This window comes from Streptomyces sp. NPDC051822, assembly GCF_044452745.1.
Taxonomy (GTDB): Bacteria; Actinomycetota; Actinomycetes; order Streptomycetales; family Streptomycetaceae; genus Streptomyces.
Map to the genome: position 1 here is coordinate 56,205 of NZ_JBITBZ010000003.1, position 18,094 is coordinate 74,298.

At 72.8% G+C, this 18,094-nt stretch carries 19 protein-coding genes; 13 read left to right on the forward strand and 6 right to left on the reverse strand.

All coding sequences use genetic code 11. The annotated features are described in order from the left end of the window. Positions 1-129 precede the first annotated feature (129 nt). Complete coding sequence (locus ACIA8N_RS10725; protein WP_365779889.1) at positions 130-882, reverse strand: SDR family oxidoreductase; 753 nt, start codon at positions 880-882, stop codon at positions 130-132. 197 nt (positions 883-1,079) lie between these two features. Here ACIA8N_RS10725 and ACIA8N_RS10730 point away from each other — a divergent pair, with 197 nt between their 5' ends. The 3 genes from ACIA8N_RS10730 (at position 1,080) to ACIA8N_RS10740 (ending at position 3,101) form a co-directional block, all read left to right on the forward strand. Next, the gene (locus ACIA8N_RS10730) at positions 1,080-1,688 is read left to right on the forward strand and encodes a dihydrofolate reductase family protein (protein ID WP_365779891.1); all 609 of its coding nucleotides are present in this window, start codon (positions 1,080-1,082) and stop codon (positions 1,686-1,688) included. A gap of 115 nt (positions 1,689-1,803) precedes the next feature. Continuing rightward, positions 1,804-2,733 (forward strand): DMT family transporter, encoded by a 930-nt coding sequence (locus ACIA8N_RS10735; RefSeq protein ID WP_365779893.1) that lies wholly within the window; start codon positions 1,804-1,806, stop codon positions 2,731-2,733. A gap of 11 nt (positions 2,734-2,744) precedes the next feature. Continuing rightward, positions 2,745-3,101, forward strand: a complete 357-nt coding sequence (locus ACIA8N_RS10740) for a hypothetical protein (RefSeq protein WP_365779895.1) — start codon at positions 2,745-2,747, stop codon at positions 3,099-3,101. 21 nt (positions 3,102-3,122) lie between these two features. Here the strand turns inward: ACIA8N_RS10740 and ACIA8N_RS10745 are convergent, their stop codons facing one another. After that, positions 3,123-3,347: a hypothetical protein gene (locus ACIA8N_RS10745; RefSeq protein WP_365779897.1), complete on the reverse strand. Its 225-nt coding sequence runs from the start codon at positions 3,345-3,347 to the stop codon at positions 3,123-3,125. A gap of 146 nt (positions 3,348-3,493) precedes the next feature. Between ACIA8N_RS10745 and ACIA8N_RS10750 the strand changes: the two genes are divergently transcribed. Genes ACIA8N_RS10750 through ACIA8N_RS10760 form a run of 3 tightly spaced genes read left to right on the forward strand, consistent with a single transcriptional unit; the run spans position 3,494 to position 5,847 of the window. Continuing rightward, entirely contained in the window at positions 3,494-4,708 is a 1,215-nt protein-coding gene (locus tag ACIA8N_RS10750) for a histidine kinase (protein WP_365779899.1), read from the forward strand. Further along, entirely contained in the window at positions 4,705-5,376 is a 672-nt protein-coding gene (locus ACIA8N_RS10755; RefSeq protein ID WP_030554777.1) for a response regulator transcription factor, read from the forward strand. Before ACIA8N_RS10750 ends, ACIA8N_RS10755 begins: the two co-directional genes overlap by 4 nt. A 39-nt stretch (positions 5,377-5,415) precedes the next feature. Next, complete coding sequence (locus ACIA8N_RS10760; RefSeq protein ID WP_365779902.1) at positions 5,416-5,847, forward strand: PaaI family thioesterase; 432 nt, start codon at positions 5,416-5,418, stop codon at positions 5,845-5,847. 62 nt (positions 5,848-5,909) lie between these two features. Here the strand turns inward: ACIA8N_RS10760 and ACIA8N_RS10765 are convergent, their stop codons facing one another. Next, positions 5,910-6,911 (reverse strand): Gfo/Idh/MocA family oxidoreductase, encoded by a 1,002-nt coding sequence (locus ACIA8N_RS10765; protein ID WP_365779904.1) that lies wholly within the window; start codon positions 6,909-6,911, stop codon positions 5,910-5,912. A gap of 167 nt (positions 6,912-7,078) precedes the next feature. On the opposite strand from ACIA8N_RS10765, the gene ACIA8N_RS10770 reads away from it, so the two are divergent. The 6 genes from ACIA8N_RS10770 (at position 7,079) to ACIA8N_RS10795 (ending at position 12,570) form a co-directional block, all read left to right on the forward strand. Next, complete coding sequence (locus tag ACIA8N_RS10770; protein ID WP_365780132.1) at positions 7,079-7,798, forward strand: GntR family transcriptional regulator; 720 nt, start codon at positions 7,079-7,081, stop codon at positions 7,796-7,798. A 101-nt stretch (positions 7,799-7,899) separates the two neighbouring features. Next, a complete protein-coding gene (locus tag ACIA8N_RS10775) occupies positions 7,900-8,919 on the forward strand; it encodes a sugar ABC transporter substrate-binding protein (protein ID WP_365779906.1) in 1,020 nt (339 codons plus the stop codon). Further along, complete coding sequence (locus ACIA8N_RS10780; protein WP_365779908.1) at positions 8,916-9,971, forward strand: ABC transporter permease; 1,056 nt, start codon at positions 8,916-8,918, stop codon at positions 9,969-9,971. The genes ACIA8N_RS10775 and ACIA8N_RS10780 overlap by 4 nt, the downstream gene beginning before the upstream one ends. Continuing rightward, positions 9,968-10,762: an ATP-binding cassette domain-containing protein gene (locus tag ACIA8N_RS10785; protein ID WP_030554769.1), complete on the forward strand. Its 795-nt coding sequence runs from the start codon at positions 9,968-9,970 to the stop codon at positions 10,760-10,762. The genes ACIA8N_RS10780 and ACIA8N_RS10785 overlap by 4 nt, the downstream gene beginning before the upstream one ends. A 57-nt stretch (positions 10,763-10,819) precedes the next feature. Then, positions 10,820-11,995, forward strand: coding sequence for an ROK family glucokinase (locus ACIA8N_RS10790; RefSeq protein ID WP_365779911.1), 1,176 nt, complete (start codon positions 10,820-10,822; stop codon positions 11,993-11,995). Then, on the forward strand, positions 11,992-12,570 hold the full coding sequence (locus ACIA8N_RS10795; RefSeq protein WP_365779913.1) for a hypothetical protein: 579 nt from the start codon (positions 11,992-11,994) through the stop codon (positions 12,568-12,570). The genes ACIA8N_RS10790 and ACIA8N_RS10795 overlap by 4 nt, the downstream gene beginning before the upstream one ends. Positions 12,571-12,607: 37 nt before the next feature. Here ACIA8N_RS10795 and ACIA8N_RS10800 read toward each other — a convergent pair whose 3' ends face one another. Beyond that, entirely contained in the window at positions 12,608-13,048 is a 441-nt protein-coding gene (locus ACIA8N_RS10800) for a MarR family transcriptional regulator (protein ID WP_365779915.1), read from the reverse strand. Between the two features lie 151 nt (positions 13,049-13,199). Between ACIA8N_RS10800 and ACIA8N_RS10805 the strand changes: the two genes are divergently transcribed. After that, on the forward strand, positions 13,200-14,705 hold the full coding sequence (locus tag ACIA8N_RS10805; protein WP_365779917.1) for an MFS transporter: 1,506 nt from the start codon (positions 13,200-13,202) through the stop codon (positions 14,703-14,705). An 11-nt stretch (positions 14,706-14,716) separates the two neighbouring features. On the opposite strand, the gene ACIA8N_RS10810 is transcribed toward ACIA8N_RS10805, so the two are convergent. Together ACIA8N_RS10810 and ACIA8N_RS10815 are read right to left on the reverse strand one after the other, a co-directional pair. After that, positions 14,717-17,131 (reverse strand): SpoIIE family protein phosphatase, encoded by a 2,415-nt coding sequence (locus ACIA8N_RS10810; RefSeq protein ID WP_365779919.1) that lies wholly within the window; start codon positions 17,129-17,131, stop codon positions 14,717-14,719. Between the two features lie 105 nt (positions 17,132-17,236). After that, positions 17,237-18,085, reverse strand: a complete 849-nt coding sequence (locus tag ACIA8N_RS10815) for a class II fructose-bisphosphate aldolase (protein WP_365779921.1) — start codon at positions 18,083-18,085, stop codon at positions 17,237-17,239. Between the last annotated feature and the right edge of the window lie 9 nt (positions 18,086-18,094).

The following is an 18,094-nucleotide window of genomic DNA, read 5'->3' on the forward strand; positions in this document are numbered from 1 at the left end:
GCTCGCCTCCCTCGTTCCTCGGGAGGCTCCGCGCGCTCGGCCCTGTTCCCCCGGCCGCGCCCCTTCGGCTCACTCGCCAGGTCCTACCTGGTGGGCGTCACACGCCTACGGGCGCACGCCCACACCCCGTCACGCCGCATGCCCGCCGTCCACCGCGAACTCCGCGCCCGTCACGTACCGGCCCTCGGGGCCCGCGAGGAAGGCGACCATCGCCGCCACCTCCGTCGGCGTACCGAAGCGGCCGAGTGCCGTCATCGTCGCCTGGCCCTCCGCGTACGGGCCGTCCGCCGGGTTCATGTCCGTGTCGACCGGACCGGGGTGGACGATGTTGGCCGTGATGCCACGCCCGCCGAGTTCTCGGGCGAGGGCCTTCGTCAGGCCGACGAGCGCCGACTTGCTCATGGTGTACAGCGTGCCGCCGGGACCCGGCACCCGCTGGGTCATGCAGGTGCCGATCGTGATGATCCGCCCGCCCTCCGGCAGCCGCCCGGCCGCCGCCTGAGAGGCGAGGAAGGCGGCCCGGACGTTGACCGCCAGGACCCGGTCCACGTCCGCGAGGGGCAGGGACTCCAGCGGTCCGAGGACCCCGACGCCCACGTTGTTCACGAGGACGTCGAGCCGCCCGAGCGCGTCCGCCGCCCAGGTCACCGCTCCCGCCGCGTCCCCGGCGTCGGCCGCGTCGGCCCGCAGGGGCAGCGCCTTGCGGCCGGCCGCCTCGATCCGCGCGGCGACCTCCTTGGCCCGGGCCTCGTCCCGTACGTAGGTGAAGGCGACGTCGGCGCCCTCCCGGGCCAGCCGCACGGCCGTGGCCGCGCCGATCCCCCTGCTGCCGCCCGTCACCAGGGCCGCCGTACCGTGCATCGTGCCGTTCGTCGTGGACATCCCGAAACCTCCGCGAGTCGTACCAAGTGGTTGCGGGTTCAATGAAAGTCGCCGGGGCCGCCGGACGCTGGCGGGAATCGGACCCCGACCCGACCCCGCCCCGGGCACCCCGCCCCGGGCTCACTGATGACTTTCCCCGGGCGGCGCGGTCGGTACGGGTGAGACACGATGGTCCGGAGAACGAAAGGGCACCCGCCATGGCCACCCTCAGCCTCACCCAGTTCCTCACCCTCGACGGCGTCCACCAGGCCCCCGGCGGCCCGCAGGAGGACCCCAGCGGCGGATTCGAGCACGGCGGCTGGTCCGTGCCGTTCGGCGACGAGGGCTTCGGGCAGTACATGAACGAGGTCTTCACCCGCCCCACCGCCTTCCTCCTCGGCCGCCGCACGTACGAGATCTTCGCGAGCTACTGGCCGCGGCACGACGACCCCGCCGACCCCGTCGCCTCCAAGCTCAACGCCCTCCCCAAATACGTCGCCACCACCACCCTCGACTCCGCCGACTGGACCGGGACCACGCTCCTGCGCGGCGACGTGGTGAAGGACGTCGCCGACCTCAAGGAGAGCCTCGGCGGCGAGATCCAGATGCACGGCAGCGGCGGCCTCGCCCGGACCCTGCTCGACCACGACCTGATCGACACCCTGCACCTGCTCGTCTTCCCGGTGATCCTCGGCACCGGCCGCCGCCTCTTCTCCGACGGCGTCCGCCCCACCGCCTTCCGCAACACCGCGTCCCGCACCACCGGTTCGGGCGTCGCCCTCCTCACGTACGAGCTGGTGGGACGGCCCGAGTACGGCAGCTACTGACAGGGAGGGCCGCGGAAAGGTGTAGCCACCACGGGCCCTGCCGGGTACGGTGATCGCTCCGCGTGCGAGCCGTCGAAGTCTCCACATCGCCCTGAGAGTTGGAGAACGGCCCACGATGTCGGCTTCGATCGCCGCCCCCCTGCCCCTCAGCGCCCCCCGGCGCGCCTGGCTCACCGACCTGCCCGTCCTGCTCGTCGCCGTCGTCTGGGGCGCCAGCTACCTCGCCGCCAAGGGCATCACCACCACCCACACCGTCATCGCCGTCCTCGTCCTGCGGTTCGCGGTGGTGCTGCCCGTCCTCGTCGTCGCCGGATGGTCCAGGCTGCGGGCGCTCAGCGCGGCCCAGTGGCGCGGCGCCGCGACCCTCGGGCTGATCCTCAGCGGGATCTTCCTCCTGGAGACGTACGGCGTCGTCCACACCTCCGCCACCAACGCGGGCCTGATCATCAGCCTCACCATGATCCTCACCCCGCTCGCCGAGGCCGCCGTCACCAGGGTCGCCCCGCCCCGCGCCTTCCTCGCCGCCGCCGGGCTCTCCGTCACCGGAGTCGTGCTGCTCACCCAGGGCGGCGGGTTCACCGCCCCCTCCCTCGGCGACCTCCTCATGCTGCTCGCGGCCCTCGCCCGTACCGTCCACGTCCTGGCCATGTCCCGGACCAAGGCCGTCGAGTCGGCCGACTCGCTCTCCCTCACCACCGTCCAGCTCGGCTCCGCCGTCGCCGTCTTCGCCGTCATCGCGGCCTTCCCCGGCACCGGCGCCTCGCCCTGGACGGTGGCCCTCGACTTCGGCCCTCGCGAATGGGCCGGACTGCTCTTCCTCTCCGTCTTCTGCACGCTCTTCGCCTTCTTCGTGCAGATGTGGGCGGTGCGCCGCAGCTCCCCGTCCCGCGTCAGCCTCCTCCTCGGCACGGAACCGCTCTGGGCCGCCGCCGTGGGCATCGCCCTCGCGGGCGACCGCCCCGGGGTCCTCGGCCTGGCGGGCGCCATCCTCGTGCTCGCGGGCACCACTTGGGGCCGCCGGGCCGCCGACAAGGACGCCGGGTAGGTTCTTCGACCATGCGTTCACTGGTCTACGACAACGAGTTCCGCGCCCGAGCCCGCCGCACCCAGGGCTGGGGACTCGCCCTCCTGACCGTCGCCGCCCTGTGCTGGGTCTGGTTCGGTGTCCTGCTCCTGACCCCGTACGAGGACGGTGACGGCGGCGGCAGCCCCTGCCCCGCGCTCCTCACCAGCGAGTACGTCCACCACGACGACTGCGTCGAGGCCCGGGACTGGCCCGGCCTCCTCGCCGTCCTCGGTGGCTCCGTCCCCTTCGCCGTCATCGGCGGCGTCCTCTACACCAGCGGATCCGTCTCCCACCGGATGGCCGAGCACCTCGCCGAGGTGAAGCGCCTCGACACGGCGAGGGACTGACCCCGCACACGGGCGGGCCGCTCAGGACTTCTTCGGCACCCGGTCCGACACGATCAGGAGCACGACGCCGAGGACCGCGATCACGATGTCGGCGAACAGCTCCCGGCCCTGCAGGAACCCCACGTTCTCCGTGACGAACCGCGTCACACCGAAAAGCCGGAACCAGCCGTCCGTCAGCTCGCGCACCACCCCGGCCACACCGAAGAGGGCGAGCAGGAAACCGATGACCTCCAGAGACTTCTTCATGAAGTGATCATGACCGGGGGCGGTTCCCCGCCGCGTCCGCCTCCGGTCCACGCTCCCCGCTACCGAAGTATCGACCTCCGCGACTTCGGTACCTCCCCGGGCCGCCCATGCCCCGCCCGGCGCCCCCGCCTGCGTACATTGCGGACATGACTCGCACGGACCGGCAGCGCCGGCTGCTCCCCTCCCACCTGGTCGAACCGGGCGCGAGCGGGACGGCCCGGCCGCGCCGTACCGTCCGCGACTGGATCGTGGACATCTCGCTCTTCCTCCTCGCGTCCCTCGTCGGCCTCGTCGCCGCCGACGCCGCGGCGGAGTACAGCAGCGAGCCGGTCATCCTCTTCGACCAACTCGCCGGCGCCGCCGCCTGCTGCGCCCTCTGGCTGCGCCGCCGCTGGCCCACCGGCCTCGCGATCGCGCTCACCCTGGTGAGCGTGGTGGCCCCGGTCGCGGGCGGCGCCCTCCTCGCGAGCCTGTTCAGCGTCGCCGTACGCCGTCCCTTCCGCGAGGTGGCCTGGCTCGGGGCCCTGGCCGTCGCCGCCTCCACCGTGCAGGTGTTCATCCGGCCCGACCCCACCCTCAACGCCGGCGTCTCCGCCGTCCTCGGCTTCGTCCTGATCCTGCTCGTCACCGCCTGGGGCATGCTCGTCCGCTCCCGCCGCCAGCTCGTCGAGGCCCTCAGGGAACGCGCCCGCCGCGCCGAAGCGGAGGCCGAACTGCGCGCCGCCCAGGCCCAGCGACTCGCCCGCGAGTCCATCGCCCGCGAGATGCACGACGTCCTCGCCCACCGGCTCACCCTGCTCAGCGTGCACGCCGGAGCCCTGGAGTTCCGGCCGGACGCCCCGCCCGAGCAGATCGCCCGCGCCGCCGGGGTCATCCGCGACAGCGCCCACGAAGCGCTCCAGGACCTCCGCGAGATCATCGGCGTCCTGCGCGCCCCCGGCGAGAACGGCGACGGCGGGCACCGGCCGCAGCCCACCCTCGCCACCCTCGACGCGCTGATCGACGAATCCCGCGAGGCCGGGGCGGACGTCGTCCTCGACAGCACCGTGGACGACCCGGCGACCGTGCCCGCCGCCACCGGCCGCACCGTCTACCGCATCGCCCAGGAAGCCCTGACCAACGCCCGCAAGCACGCGCCCGGCACGAAGGTCACCGTCACCGTCCGGGGCCGCCCCGGCGACGGCCTCACCGTCGGCGTCCACAACCCGGCACCCGCCGGACCGGTCCCGCACGTCCCCGGCTCCGGCCAGGGCCTCATCGGACTCACCGAACGCGCCGCCCTCGCCGGCGGCAGACTCGAACACGGCCCGGACCCCGACGGCGGATTCACCCTGCGCGCCTGGCTACCGTGGCCCTCATGACCATCCGGCTGCTCATCGTCGACGACGACCCCCTGGTCCGCGCGGGCCTCACGTTCATGCTCGGCGGCGCCGAGGACCTGGAGATCGTCGGCGAGGGCGCCGACGGCCGCGACGTCCCCGAACTCGTCGACCGGCTCGCCCCCGACGTCGTCCTCATGGACATCCGGATGCCCCACGTCGACGGGCTCACCGCCACCGAACGGCTCCGCTCCCTCCCCGGCGCCCCCGAGGTCGTCGTCCTCACCACCTTCCACGCCGACGAGCAGGTCCTGCGCGCCCTGCGGGCCGGCGCCGCGGGGTTCGTCCTCAAGGACACCCCGCCCGCCGAGATCGTCGCCGCCGTCCGCCGGGTCGCGGCCGGCGACCCGGTGCTCTCCCCGGCCGTCACCCGCCAGCTGATGACCCACGTGGCGGGGGAGCCGCACCGCCCCCGGCGCCCCGCGGCCCCCGACCGGCTCGCCGAACTCGCCGACCGCGAGCGGGAGGTGGCCGTCGCCGTCGGCCGCGGGCACTCCAACGCCGAGATCGCCGCCGAGCTCTACATGAGCGTGCCGACCGTCAAGACGTACGTGTCGCGCGTCCTCGCTAAACTCGGCCTCAACAACCGCGTCCAGATCGCCCTGCTCGTCCACGACGCGGGCCTCCTCGACGCGGAGGACGGCGCCTAGGGGGTGTCTTGCCGATCAAGCCCTGAATAGGCTGACCGGATGACCGACACCACCGCCGAAGCCGCCGCCCTCGACCTCGCCCGGAAGGTGCTGGACGCCCAGCCGTTCAGCCGCCTCCTCGGAGCCACCGTCACCGCCTTCGGCGACGGGGGCGCCACGCTGGAGCTGGCGATCCGGGAAGACCTGCGGCAGCAGAACGGATTCGCGCACGGCGGGGTCCTGTCGTACGCCGCCGACAACGCGATCACCTTCGCCGCGGGCACGGTCCTCGGCCCTGCCGTCCTGACCGCCGGCTACTCCATCGACTACGTCAGGCCCGCCGCCGACGGCACCCTGCGCGCCCGCGCGGAGGTCCTGCACGCGGGCCGCAGGCAGGCGGTGGTCCGCTGCGAGCTGCTGACCGTCGACGCGGACGGCGTGGAGACGCTGTGCGCCCTGGCCCAGGGCACGGTCCGCTCGACGAACCCCTGAGAGCGGCCGCCCGGACGTGGCGTCGACCGACTGGGTGACCGGCCGGTCGTGACGTCACCCGGCTATTCGGTGGCGCCGTCCACCCGTACCGGCCGGTGCTCCCGGCGCGAGCGCTCGCACGCCTCCGCGATCCGGAGTGCCGCGAGGGCCTCCCGGCCGTCGCACGGGTTGGCCGCCTCGCCCCGCACCAGCCGTACGAAGGCGTCGAGTTCCGCCTCGTACGCGCCGCCGAACCGCTCCAGGAACCCCGACCAGGGCTTCCCCGGCGCGGCCGGCCCCTGCGGCTCCACCGAGGTGAGCGGGGTGCGGTCGTCCAGGCCCACCGCGATCTGGCCCCGGTCGCCCGCCAGTTCCATGCGGACGTCGTACCCGGCGCCGTTGCGGCGGGTCGCGGTCGCCGTCACCAGCGTGCCGTCGTCCAGGGTGAGCAGCGCGGCGGCCGTGGACACGTCCCCCGCCTCCCGGAACATCGCGGGGCCCGCGTCCGAGCCCGTCGCGTACACCTCCACGACCTCCCGGCCGGTCACCCAGCGGACGATGTCGAAGTCGTGCACCAGGCAGTCCCGGAAGAGACCCCCGGAGAGCGGCAGATACGCGGCCGGCGGCGGCTCCGGGTCGGACGTCACCGCCCGTACGGTGTGCAGCCGGCCGAGTCTTCCCGACCGGACGGCCTCGCGTGCCGCCCCGTACCCCGCGTCGAAGCGCCGCATGAACCCGAGCTGCAGCTCGGTCCCCGCCTCCGCCACCGCCGCGAGCGCGACCCTCGTCCCCGGCACGTCCAGGGCGATCGGCTTCTCGCAGAACGCGGGCAGCCCCGCCGCCGCCGCGCGGGCGATCAGCTCGGCGTGCGCGGCCGTCGCCGACGCGATCACCACCGCGTCCAGGGCGTGTCCGAACAGCGCCGTCACGTCCGGCGCCGCCTCCGCCCCGAGCGCCCCCGCGACCCCGGCGGCCCGGGTGGCGTCCGCGTCCGCGACGACCAGCGACGCGACCTCCGGGTGACGGGCCAGCACCCCCGCGTGGAAGCTCCCGATCCGTCCCGTACCGATGAGTCCGATGCGCATGGGCCCACCGTGGAGGCGCCCGTCCACCGTGTCAAGGAGGTGTCAGGACAACCGGACGTCACGACGTCCCGTCAGCGGCTTCCGGCCGTCACCTTCCTGTCCTCGGCGCCCCGGGCTACGCTCCCCCCGTGTCCAAGCAGTCCGGCTCCTCCCTGCCCCCGCTCGCCGTGGACCGCACCAGTCCGGTCCCGCTGTACTTCCAGCTCGCCCGGCAGCTGGAGGACGCCGTGGCGGACGGGAGGCTGACACCGGGCACCCTCCTCGGCAACGAGATCGACCTCGCCACCCGTCTCGGACTCTCCCGCCCGACCGTCCGCCAGGCGATCCGGACGCTCGTCGACAAGGGCCTCCTCGTCCGCCGCCGGGGGATCGGCACCCAGGTCGTGCACAGCACGGTCCGGCGCCCGCCGGGACTCAGCAGCCTCTACGACGACCTGGACGCCGCAGGACAGCTCCCCGCCACCCGGGTCCTCGTCAACCGCCTCGAACCCGCCACCGCCGAGGTCGCGGCTGCCCTCGGCGTACCGGAGGGCCACGAGGTCCTCTATCTGGAACGGCTCAGGACCGCGCACGGCGAGCCCCTGGCGTACCTGCGCAACCACCTGCCGGCCGGGCTCCTGGAACCGGACGGCGAGCGGCTCGGGACCACCGGCCTCTACCGGCTGCTCCGCGCCGCCGCCCTCACCCTGCACAGCGCCCGCCAGGCCGTCGGCGCCCGCGCCGCGACCGCGGCGGAGGCGGCGCTGCTCGACGAGCGGGCGGGCGCCCCGCTGCTGACGATGGAGCGGGTCACGTTCGACGACACCGGCCGGGCCGTCGAGTACGGCTCGCACCTGTACCGGGCCGCCCGCTACTCCTTCGAGTTCCAGCTGATGGTCCGTCCGTAGCCCTGGACGGCCCCCCTGACCGGCGCCAGGATCCGCATGACCGATACTGCAATGCACGCAGGACACAGCACGCAGAAGGACACAAAGGAGGGCACCGCCTCGTGACCAGGCTTCGGACCGGAGGGGTACGCGCCGCAGTCGGCGCCGTGCTCGCGCTCGCGCTCACAGGAGCACTCGCCGGATGCAGCAGCACCGGCGGAAAGCGGGCCGAGGACGCCCGCAAGGCAGCCGAGGCCCAGGGCAGGGCGGCCGTCGACACCCCCCGCTGGACGGTCGCCATGGTGACGCACTCGGGTGACGGCGACACCTTCTGGGACATCGTCCAGAAGGGCGCCAGGCAGGCCGCCGCCAAGGACAACATCAACTTCCTCTACGCCCACAGCGACGAGGCCCAGCAGCAGGCGCAGCTGATCGACTCGTACGTCTCCAAGGGCGTCGACGGACTCATCGTCACCCTCGCCAAGCCCGACGCCATGAAGGCCGCCGTCGAGAAGGCCGTCAAGGCGGGCATCCCGGTGATCACCGTGAACTCCGGTGCCGCGCAGTCCAAGGCGTACGGCGCGCTCACCCACATCGGCCAGGACGAGACCGTCGCGGGCGAGGCCGTCGGCGAGGAACTCGACAAGCGGGGGAAGAAGAAGGCGCTCTGCGTCCTGCACGAGCAGGGCAACGTCGGCCACGAGCAGCGCTGCGCCGGAACGAAGAAGACCTTCGGCGGCGAACTCGTGAACCTGTACGTCGACGGCACCAACATGCCCGACGTCAAGGCGTCCATCGAGGCCAAGCTCCAGTCCGACAAGGACGTCGACGCCGTCGTCACCCTCGGCGCGCCCTTCGCCGACGCCGCCGTGCAGGCCGCGAAGAGCGCCGGGAGCAAGGCCGAGGTCGACACCTTCGACCTCAACGCCAAGGTCGCGAGCGCCCTCCAGGCCGGCACCCTCGGCTTCGCCGTCGACCAGCAGCCCTATCTCCAGGGCTACGAGGCCGTCGACCTGCTCTGGCTGTACCGCTACAACGCCGACGTCCTCGGCGGCGGCAAGCCGGTCCTGACCGGCCCGCAGATCATCACCAAGGACGACGCCGCGGCACTCGTCGGCTACGCGGAGCGGGGCACCCGATGAGCTCCACCGCCCCGCCGTCGGACGGCATCGACCACGTCGACGAGCGGCTCCTTCGCACCTCCCCGCTGAAGAAGCTGCTCGCCCGGCCCGAACTGGGCTCGGTCGTCGGCGCCGTCGCCGTCTTCGTCTTCTTCTCGGTGGTCGCGGACAGCTTCCTGCGTCCCTCCAGCCTCGGCACGGTCCTCTACGCGGCCTCCACCATCGGCATCATGGCGGTCCCCGTCGCGCTGCTCATGATCGGCGGCGAGTTCGACCTGTCCGCCGGCGTCCTGGTCACCAGCTCGGCCCTCGTCTCGTCGATGGTCAGCTACCAGATGACGGCGAACGTCTGGGTCGGCGTCGGCGTGTCGCTGCTCGTCACCCTGGGCATCGGCGTCTTCAACGGCTTCATGCTGACCCGTACCCGACTGCCCAGCTTCATCATCACGCTCGGCACCTTCCTCATGCTGACCGGCCTGAACCTGGGTCTCACCAAGCTGATCAGCGGCACCGTCTCCACCAAGACCATCGCCGACATGGAGGGCTTCTCCTCCGCCCGAAAGCTCTTCGCCTCGGAGCTCACGATCGGCGGCGTCGAGTTCAAGGTGACCATCCTGTGGTGGCTCGGTCTCGTCGCGCTCGCCACCTGGATCCTGCTCAGGACCCGCTTCGGCAACTGGATCTTCGCGGTCGGCGGCGGCGCCGACGCGGCCCGCGCGGTCGGCGTCCCGGTCTACCGGACGAAGATCGGCCTCTACATGGGCGTGGCCTTCTGCGCCTGGATCGCCGGTCAGCACCTGCTGTTCTCCTTCGACGTCGTCCAGTCGGGCGAAGGGGTCGGCAACGAGCTGATCTACATCATCGCGGCCGTCATCGGCGGCTGTCTGATCACCGGCGGATACGGCTCCGCCATCGGCTCCGCGGTCGGCGCCCTCATCTTCGGCATGACCAGCAAGGGCATCGTGTACGCCGAGTGGAACCCGGACTGGTTCAAGTTCTTCCTGGGAGCGATGCTCCTCCTGGCGACCCTGCTGAACGCCTGGATCCGCAAGCGTGTGGAGGCCACCAAGTGACCACGGAACGGACCTCCCTCGTCGAGCTCGACGACGTCAGCAAGTACTACGGCAACATCCGCGCCCTCGAAGGAGTCTCCCTGGAGGTCCGCGCGGGCGAGATCACCTGCGTCCTCGGCGACAACGGCGCCGGAAAGTCGACCCTCATCAAGATCGTCGCGGGCCTGCACCGGCACGACGCGGGCACCTTCCGCATCGAGGGCGAGGAGGTCGCCCTCGCCAACCCGCGCGACGCCCTCGACCGGGGCATCGCCACCGTCTACCAGGACCTCGCCGTGGTCCCCCTGATGCCGGTCTGGCGGAACTTCTTCCTCGGCTCCGAGCCCACCAGGGGATCCGGCCCCTTCAAACGGCTCGACGTCGGCCTGATGCGGTCCACCACCCGCGAGGCTCTGCTCCGCATGGGCATCGACCTGAGGGACGTCGACCAGCCGATCGGCACCCTCTCCGGCGGCGAGCGCCAGTGCGTGGCCATCGCCCGCGCCGTCCACTTCGGCGCCAAGGTCCTCGTCCTCGACGAGCCGACGGCCGCGCTCGGCGTCAAGCAGTCGGGCGTCGTCCTCAAGTACGTGGCCGCCGCCCGTGACCAGGGACTCGGCGTGGTCCTCATCACGCACAACCCGCACCACGCCTACCTCGTCGGCGACCGGTTCGTCCTCCTCAAGCGCGGGGTGATGGCCGGCAGCCACACCAAGGGCTCCGTCACGCTCGACGAGTTGACCCGGCAGATGGCCGGCGGCACCGAGCTGGAGGACCTGCGCCACGAACTGGAGAGGCCCTCCGGCGCGTGACCCCCACGCTTTCGTCGTGACGGCCCCTTCACACCCCACCTGGCAGAATCGGAGCCGATGAGTACCTACCGTGACCTCGCGCACCGGGGATCCGCCCGCGGCACCGTGCTGCGGACCGTCGGGACCCGGGAGCGGCGCTCCCACCTGACGGCGCCCCGGGTGCCGACCGTCGGCATCGACATCGGCGGTACGAAGGTGATGGCCGGTGTCGTCGACGCCGACGGCAACATCCTGGAGAAGCTCCGCACGGAGACCCCGGACAAGTCCAAGAGCCCCAAGGTCGTCGAGGACACCATCGTCGAGCTGGTCCTCGACCTCGCCGACCGGCACGACGTGCACGCGGTGGGCATCGGCGCGGCCGGCTGGGTCGACGCCGACCGGGCCCGGGTCCTCTTCGCCCCGCACCTCGCCTGGCGCAACGAGCCGCTCAGGGACGCCCTGCAGGGCCGCCTCGCCGTCCCCGTCATGGTGGACAACGACGCGAACACCGCCGCCTGGGCCGAGTGGCGCTTCGGCGCCGGACGCGGCGAGGACCACCTCGTCATGATCACCCTCGGCACCGGCATCGGCGGCGCCATCCTGGAGGACGGCCAGGTCAAGCGCGGCAAGTACGGGGTCGCCGGCGAGTTCGGCCACATGCAGGTCGTGCCCGGCGGACACCGCTGCCCCTGCGGAAACCGCGGCTGCTGGGAGCAGTACAGCTCCGGCAACGCCCTCGTCCGCGAGGCCCGCGAGCTGGCCGCGGCCGACTCCCCGGTCGCGTACGGACTCATCGAGCGGGTCAAGGGCAACATCCCCGACATCACGGGGCCGCTCATCACCGAGCTCGCCCGTGAGGGCGACGCCATGAGCATCGAACTGCTCCAGGAGATCGGCCAGTGGCTCGGCGTCGGCATCGCCAACCTCGCCGCCGCCCTCGACCCTTCCTGCTTCGTCATCGGCGGCGGCGTCTCGGCCGCCGACGACCTCCTCATCGGCCCCGCGAGGGAGGCCTTCCGCCGCCATCTCACCGGCCGCGGGTACCGTCCCGAGGCCCGCATCACCCGCGCCCAGCTCGGCCCCGAGGCCGGGATGGTCGGCGCCGCCGACCTCGCCCGGCTCGTCGCCCGCCGCTTCCGCCGCGCCAACCGGCGTCGGGTCGAGCGGTACGAACGGTACGAGCGCTACGCCCAGGCCCTGCGCAACGGGACCTCGGGCCGGGCCGCCCGCATCCCCGAGGACCCGCCTTCATGACCCTGCCCCACCAGTCCACCCCCGCCCGCACCCCGCAGGACAAGCTGCCCGAGGACCGCCGGCACATGATCCGCCGGCGCTGGCTGACGGCCGTCATCATCGTGCTGCTCGTGGGGATCCCCGCCGGCTATCTCGTCATCTCCGCGGGTCAGAGCCGTGACAGCGGCCGCGACAAGGAGCGCGAGTCCTCGGCGGCAGGCCTCCAGGACAACTGGCCCTCGCTGATGAAGCGCCGGGTCTTCGAGGTCCCGGTCCCGGCCGGGTCCTGGGGCGTCGCCTACTACGAGACCAGCAACTGGAAGACGAGCCGGCTGTACGTCCAGTTCACGACGACCGCCACCGGCCTGGACGCCTTCCTCGCCGAGTCCGGCACCAGCCGGGCGGCGCTCGCCCCGGGCCGTGTCACCGTCGGCGAGCGGGACACCGACATCGCCGGCTGGACCTTCACCGAGGGCATGAACTGGGCGGGCACGAGCGTGAAGCGCGAGAAGCCGCGCCCCACCACGGACCTCACGGTCGACTTGACCGACCCCGCGTTCCCGCGGGTCTTCGCGGTGTCGACGACGAGCCCCTGACCCCCTCCTGGGCAATCGAGCGCCTGACCGGATCCGGTCAGGCGCTCTTCTCCATGCCCGGACGCAGCCGGCCGAGCAGGGCGTAGAGGGTCGCGCTCTCGTCCGCGTCGAGGGTGTCGAGCGCGCCGCTGGTGGCCTGCATCTCCTCGCGGACACGGCGGATGACCTCGCGGCCCTCGTCGGTCGCGACGACGTTCTTCACGCGGCGGTCGGCGGGGTCGGGCTCGCGGCGCACCAGGTCGCGGGCCTCCAGGCGGTCGATGATCCCGGTGACGTTGGACGCGTCGCACACCAGGAGGGTGGCGAGGGCGCGCATCGGGAGCGGGCCGTTGAGCTGGGCGAGGACCTTCGCCTGGGTGGAGGTCAGACCGTGGTGCGCCGCGGCGGCGGCGAAGTCGCGCCACTGGGCGGTGCCGATGGCGGCGAGCAGCTCCAGGAGCTGGAGTTTCGTGGGGGTCTGGGGGGTCGTCGCGCTCATGGTGCGAGGGTACTCAGAATGCTTGACATTATCAATTGTTTACTTGACCCCCTCAACTAACCGGGTCTACCGTCACCGAAGTACTTGATGACGTCAAACATCGATGGCCTGAAGCTCCGACGCTGACAGGCACTGAAAAGGCCCCCTTGCCATGAGTCACACCCCCGCCACGTCGGCGCCGTCCGTGCCCCCCGCCGCCGACCCCCGGCGCGAGACGGTCGTCGTCTTCGCCCTCAGCCTCGCCGCCATGGTCGTGTCGATGATGCAGACCCTGCCGGTCCCGATCCTCGGCCTCATCCGCGCCGACCTCGGCGTCTCGACCGCCGACGTCAGCTGGGTGACCACCGCCACGCTGCTCTCCGCCGCCGTCTTCACCCCGCTGCTCGGCCGGTTCGGTGACCAGCACGGCAAGAAGCCCACCCTCGTCGCCGTCCTCGTCGTCATGGTCGCCGGCTCCGTCGTCGCCGCCCTCGCGACCTCACTGCCCCTGCTGATCCTCGGCCGGGTCCTCCAGGGCGCCGCCACCGCGATCTTCCCGCTCGCCCTGTCCGTGCTGCGCGAGGAGGTCCGCCCGCAGAAGCTGCCCGGCGCCATGTCCCTGGTCAGCGGCACCCTCGCCTTCGGCAGCGGCCTCGCGCTCGTCGCGACCGGCCTGCTCACCTCAGGCTCCGGCGCCGACTACCGCAACGCCTTCTGGATGGCGACCGGCTTCGCCGCGCTCGCCCTGCTCGCCGTCGTCCTCCTCGTCCCGGCGACCCGCCACAAGACCGGCGGCCGCACCGACCTCCTCGGCGCGTTCACCCTCGGCCTCACCCTGCTGCTGCTCCTGCTGCCCATCTCGCAGGGCAACGAATGGGGCTGGACCTCCGGCCGCACGCTCGGCGCCCTCGCGGGCGCGGCCGTCATGGCCGCGGTCTGGGTCCTCACCGAACTCAAGGTCCGCGAGCCGCTCGTCGACATGAAGATGTTCGTCCACCGGCCCGTCCTCATGGCCAACCTGGCCGGCGTCCTCGTCGGCTTCGGCATGTTCGCGAACTTCCTCGGCGTCTCCTACCTCGTCCAGATGCCCGAGGCGCTCACCGGCTACGGCTTCGACGCGTCCATCCTCCGCGCCTCCGTCCAGTTCCTGCTGCCGGGCGCGATCGTCTCGTTGCTCGCCTCCCCGATCGGCGGCATGCTGGTCCGCCACCGCGGCCCGCGCACCGCCCTGGCCCTCGCCGCCGGCCTCGGCGCCCTCGGCTTCGCCTGGCTCGGCCTCGACCACGGGCACACCGTCTCGGTGATCGGCGCCGGCATCGTGGTCGGCGCGGCCGTCAGCTTCGGTTACGCGGCCATGCCGGCGGTCATCATGGCCAGCGTCCCGCACCACCAGAGCGGCATCGCCAACGGCATCAACTCGATCTCCCGCTCCACGGGCAGCGCGATCGGCAGCGCCGTCGTGACGACGATCCTGGCCTCCCGGACCCTGGACCACCTCCCGGCCGGCGCTCCGCAGCTGCCCGCCGAGTCCGGCTTCACCCTCACCTTCTGGATCGGAGCCACGGCCTTCGCCCTGGTCGCCGCCATAGCGGGCCTCGGCCTCCGCCCCGGCCCCGCCACCCGCCCGTCCCCGGCGCCCGTCCCCGCCACAACCCCCGAGAAGGTCACGGCCGCTTGAGGAGAGCGGCCCTAGGGCCGCGGGGGCAGGGTCTGTTCCGTCCAGATGGTCTTGCCGTGGCGGGTGTAGCGGCTGCCCCAGCGTTCGGTGAGCTGGGCGATCAGGAAGAGGCCCCTGCCGCCCTCCTCCGAGGCCTGGGCGCGGCGCATCCTGGGCTGGGTGCCGCTGCGGTCGGAGACCTCGCAGATCAGCGAGGCCGCGAGGATCAGCCTCAGTTCGATGGGACCGCCCGCGTAGCGGATGGCGTTGGTGACCAGTTCGCTGGCCACCAGCTCGGTGGTGAAGGCCAGTTCGTCCAGGCCCCATTCGGACAGCCGGCCCAGTACGTGTTCCCGTGCCTCGGCCACCACCGCCGGATCCGCGTCGAAGGTCCAGCTGGCGGTGGACCGGGCCGGGATCCCGCGGGTCCGCGCGAGCAGGAGCGTCACGTCGTCCGACAGCGGGCCGGGAACGAGTCCCGCCACCATCTCCGGACCGGCGTCCTCCAGGGACCGGCCGACGGCGAACGCCGCCGACAGCGCGTCCCCGAGCGCCGCCATCCCCTGGTCCAGATCGTCGTGGCCGCGCTCGATCAGGCCGTCGGTGTACAGCGCGAGGACGCTGCCGTCCGCCACCTCGAACTCGGAGGGCTCGAAGGGCAGTCCGCCCACTCCCAGCGGTGGCCCGGGGCTGAGGTCCAGGTAGCGGACCGTGCCGTCCGGAGCCACCAGGGCCGGCGGGGGATGCCCCGCGGCGGCCATGAGACACCTCCGGGTCACCGGGTCGTACGTCAGGTACAGGCACGTGGCGCCGAACGAGCCGAAACCGGGCCCGGCCCCCGCCGGACGCGTCGCCTCGCCGGCCTCCATCACGAACTGGGTGACGAGGTCGTCGAGATGGGTCAGCAGCTCGTCGGGTTCGAGGTCCAGGTCCGCGAGCGTCCGTACGGCGGTACGCAGCCGCGCCATCGTGGCGGTGGCCTGCAGGCCGTGCCCGACGACGTCCCCGACGACGAGCGCGACCCGCGCGGAGGAGAGCGGGATGACGTCGAACCAGTCGCCGCTGACCCCGGTGGCCGTGTCGGTCGGGAGGTACACGCTCGCGGTGTGGACCGCGACGGTGTCGGTCGTGGGGGACGGCAGCAGACTGCGCTGCAGGCTGATCGCGGCGTTCCTCTCCCGGGCGTACCGGCGCGCGTTGTCGATGACGAGGGCGGCCCGCGAGGCGATCTCCTCCAGGAGGGCGAGGTCCTCCGCGACGTACGGCGGACGCTCGTCCCCCCGCCCGACCCGGATCCGGCCGAGGAGCAGGCCCCGGGCGCGCAGCCACGTACGCATTCCGTGCGGCGAGGGGAAGTCGTCGTCGGCTCCCTGTTCCGAGGCCGGTGACCACATCCGGCCCGACAGGACACCGTCGGAGTCCACTTCGACGTCGGTGCCGGTGCCGGTATGGGTATCGGCACCGGGGCGGGCGCCCGCCTCCGCCGTCAGACGCAGGGTGTGCATCCGGTGGGCCTCCGGCGCGGGTTCCTCGCTCGTGAACACGGCCTGCGCGACCTCGATGACGGCCACGTCGGCGAGTGCCGGAACGAGCACCTCGGCCAGCTCCCGTGCCGTCTCCCCGGCTGACAGGTTCGTGCTCAGCACCGTGCTCACCCGGTGCAGCAGATCGAGGCGGCGCTGCGAGAGCCGCTCCTCCGTGACGTCGAGGAACAGGGCGGTGACCCCCGCGACCGCGCCGCTCGTCTCCTGGAGGCGGAACGCCGACACCGCCATGATCCGGCCGGTACCCGGGTCGACATGGGTGTGCGCCTCCACGTCGACCGCGACCAGCGGAACCCCGGTCTCGAGCACCTCCCGCAGCCGCGCCTCGATCACGCGGGCGTCCGACTCCCACAGGAAGTCCGCGAGCCGGACCCCGCTCAGATCGGCGGGCACACCCGAGTAGGGCAGGAGGTGGGTGTTCGTCCGTACCACCCGCAGATCCCTGTCCAGTACGGCGAGACCGACACGCTCCTGGAGGAACAGCTCCCGCATGAAGGCGTGCCCCTGGCGCCACTGCGCGACCAGCGCGCGCGGGGCGAGGAGGACCAGGGACTGGTGCGCGCGACCGGACCGGTGTGCCTCGTCGAGCGGCAGGACCCGGAACAGCACGTCGTCGCCGCCGTCGGGGGCGAGCCGCGCCTGCCCCTCCCAGACCGGTCCGTCCCGCTGGGCCAGGACCGCCGGCCAGGTCGCGGGGTCCGCGAGCAGGTCCCGGATCCGCCGCCCGCACAGGTCGTCCGCCGTACGGTTGAGCAGCGCCTCGGCCGCCGGCGTACAGCTCAGGATGGTTCCGCCCGCGTCCACGACGAGCCCGGCCGCGTGCCCGGCGTCGAGCGGGTCGTCGTTGCTGCGGGCCATCCGGGTGCACACTCCGTTCCACGCCTGGTCGCCGGCGAGGACCATGCCTCCATGCCACTCTGCCCGGGCTCGCGCTCCCCGGCATGCCGGGGAGGCCGAATGGCGGGCGGAGGAACCGGACGCGGCGCCCCGGCGCTCACCCGCTCCGGCTCACGCCGAAGGCCAGTCGACCTTCAGCACGCGCAGGAGCCGTGCCACCTCCGCCGCGACGGACGCGCGCGCGGGCCCGAGGTACTTGCGGGGGTCGGCGGTCTCGGGGTGGGCGTCGAGGTGGTCGCGTACGGTCCGGGTGAAGGTCTTGTTGAGGTGGGTGGCCACGTTCACCTTGGTCATCCCGGCCGTGACCGCCTTCGCGAGGTCGTCGTCGCCGACCCCGGAGGAGCCGTGCAGGACGAGCGGCACGCCCACGGCGGCCCGCAGGCGGGCGATGAGACCGAAGTCGAGGACGGCGTCGCGGGTCAGCATGGCGTGCGAACTGCCCACGGCGACGGCCAGTGCGTCCACGGCCGTCGCCGTGACGAAGGCGACCGCCTCGTCGGGGTCGGTGCGGACGCCGGGGGCGTGGGCGCCGTCCTTGCCGCCGACCTCGCCCAGTTCCGCCTCGACCCACACGCCCGCGCGGTGGCACAGGTCGGTGATCTCCCGGGTGGCCGCCACGTTCTGGGCGTAGGGCAGCCTGGAGGCGTCGAACATGACGGAGGTGAAGCCGAGTTCGACGGCCTCGCGGACCAGGTCGGCCGATTCGGCGTGGTCGAGGTGGACGGCCACGGGGACGCCCGCCCCCCGGGCGACGGCGAGGGTCGCGAGGCCGATCGGCGCGAGCGCACCGTGGTAGCGGACGGTGTTCTCGCTGATCTGGAGGATGACCGGCAGCCCGGCGCTCTCCGCTCCGGCGACGATCGCCTCGGCGTGCTCGATCTGGATGACGTTGAACGCTCCGACGCCCGACGTTCCCGCGTACGCGGGGGCGACGATCTCGTCAGTGGCTGACAGGGGCATGGCTTTCTC

What these genes read in the sequence shown, in the direction of transcription:
- ACIA8N_RS10740 (WP_365779895.1), top strand. Translation starts at nt 2,745, where the DNA reads ATGCGTTCACTGGTCTACGACAACGAGTTCCGCGCCCGAGCCCGCCGC.
- ACIA8N_RS10735 (WP_365779893.1), top strand. Translation starts at nt 1,804, where the DNA reads ATGTCGGCTTCGATCGCCGCCCCCCTGCCCCTCAGCGCCCCCCGGCGC.
- ACIA8N_RS10790 (WP_365779911.1), top strand. Translation starts at nt 10,820, where the DNA reads ATGAGTACCTACCGTGACCTCGCGCACCGGGGATCCGCCCGCGGCACC.
- ACIA8N_RS10755 (WP_030554777.1), top strand. Translation starts at nt 4,705, where the DNA reads ATGACCATCCGGCTGCTCATCGTCGACGACGACCCCCTGGTCCGCGCG.
- ACIA8N_RS10725 (WP_365779889.1), bottom strand. Translation starts at nt 882, where the DNA reads ATGTCCACGACGAACGGCACGATGCACGGTACGGCGGCCCTGGTGACG.
- ACIA8N_RS10810 (WP_365779919.1), bottom strand. Translation starts at nt 17,131, where the DNA reads ATGGTCCTCGCCGGCGACCAGGCGTGGAACGGAGTGTGCACCCGGATG.
- ACIA8N_RS10815 (WP_365779921.1), bottom strand. Translation starts at nt 18,085, where the DNA reads ATGCCCCTGTCAGCCACTGACGAGATCGTCGCCCCCGCGTACGCGGGA.
- ACIA8N_RS10800 (WP_365779915.1), bottom strand. Translation starts at nt 13,048, where the DNA reads ATGAGCGCGACGACCCCCCAGACCCCCACGAAACTCCAGCTCCTGGAG.
- ACIA8N_RS10745 (WP_365779897.1), bottom strand. Translation starts at nt 3,347, where the DNA reads ATGAAGAAGTCTCTGGAGGTCATCGGTTTCCTGCTCGCCCTCTTCGGT.
- ACIA8N_RS10780 (WP_365779908.1), top strand. Translation starts at nt 8,916, where the DNA reads ATGAGCTCCACCGCCCCGCCGTCGGACGGCATCGACCACGTCGACGAG.
- ACIA8N_RS10795 (WP_365779913.1), top strand. Translation starts at nt 11,992, where the DNA reads ATGACCCTGCCCCACCAGTCCACCCCCGCCCGCACCCCGCAGGACAAG.
- ACIA8N_RS10765 (WP_365779904.1), bottom strand. Translation starts at nt 6,911, where the DNA reads ATGCGCATCGGACTCATCGGTACGGGACGGATCGGGAGCTTCCACGCG.
- ACIA8N_RS10760 (WP_365779902.1), top strand. Translation starts at nt 5,416, where the DNA reads ATGACCGACACCACCGCCGAAGCCGCCGCCCTCGACCTCGCCCGGAAG.
- ACIA8N_RS10805 (WP_365779917.1), top strand. Translation starts at nt 13,200, where the DNA reads ATGAGTCACACCCCCGCCACGTCGGCGCCGTCCGTGCCCCCCGCCGCC.
- ACIA8N_RS10730 (WP_365779891.1), top strand. Translation starts at nt 1,080, where the DNA reads ATGGCCACCCTCAGCCTCACCCAGTTCCTCACCCTCGACGGCGTCCAC.
- ACIA8N_RS10750 (WP_365779899.1), top strand. Translation starts at nt 3,494, where the DNA reads ATGACTCGCACGGACCGGCAGCGCCGGCTGCTCCCCTCCCACCTGGTC.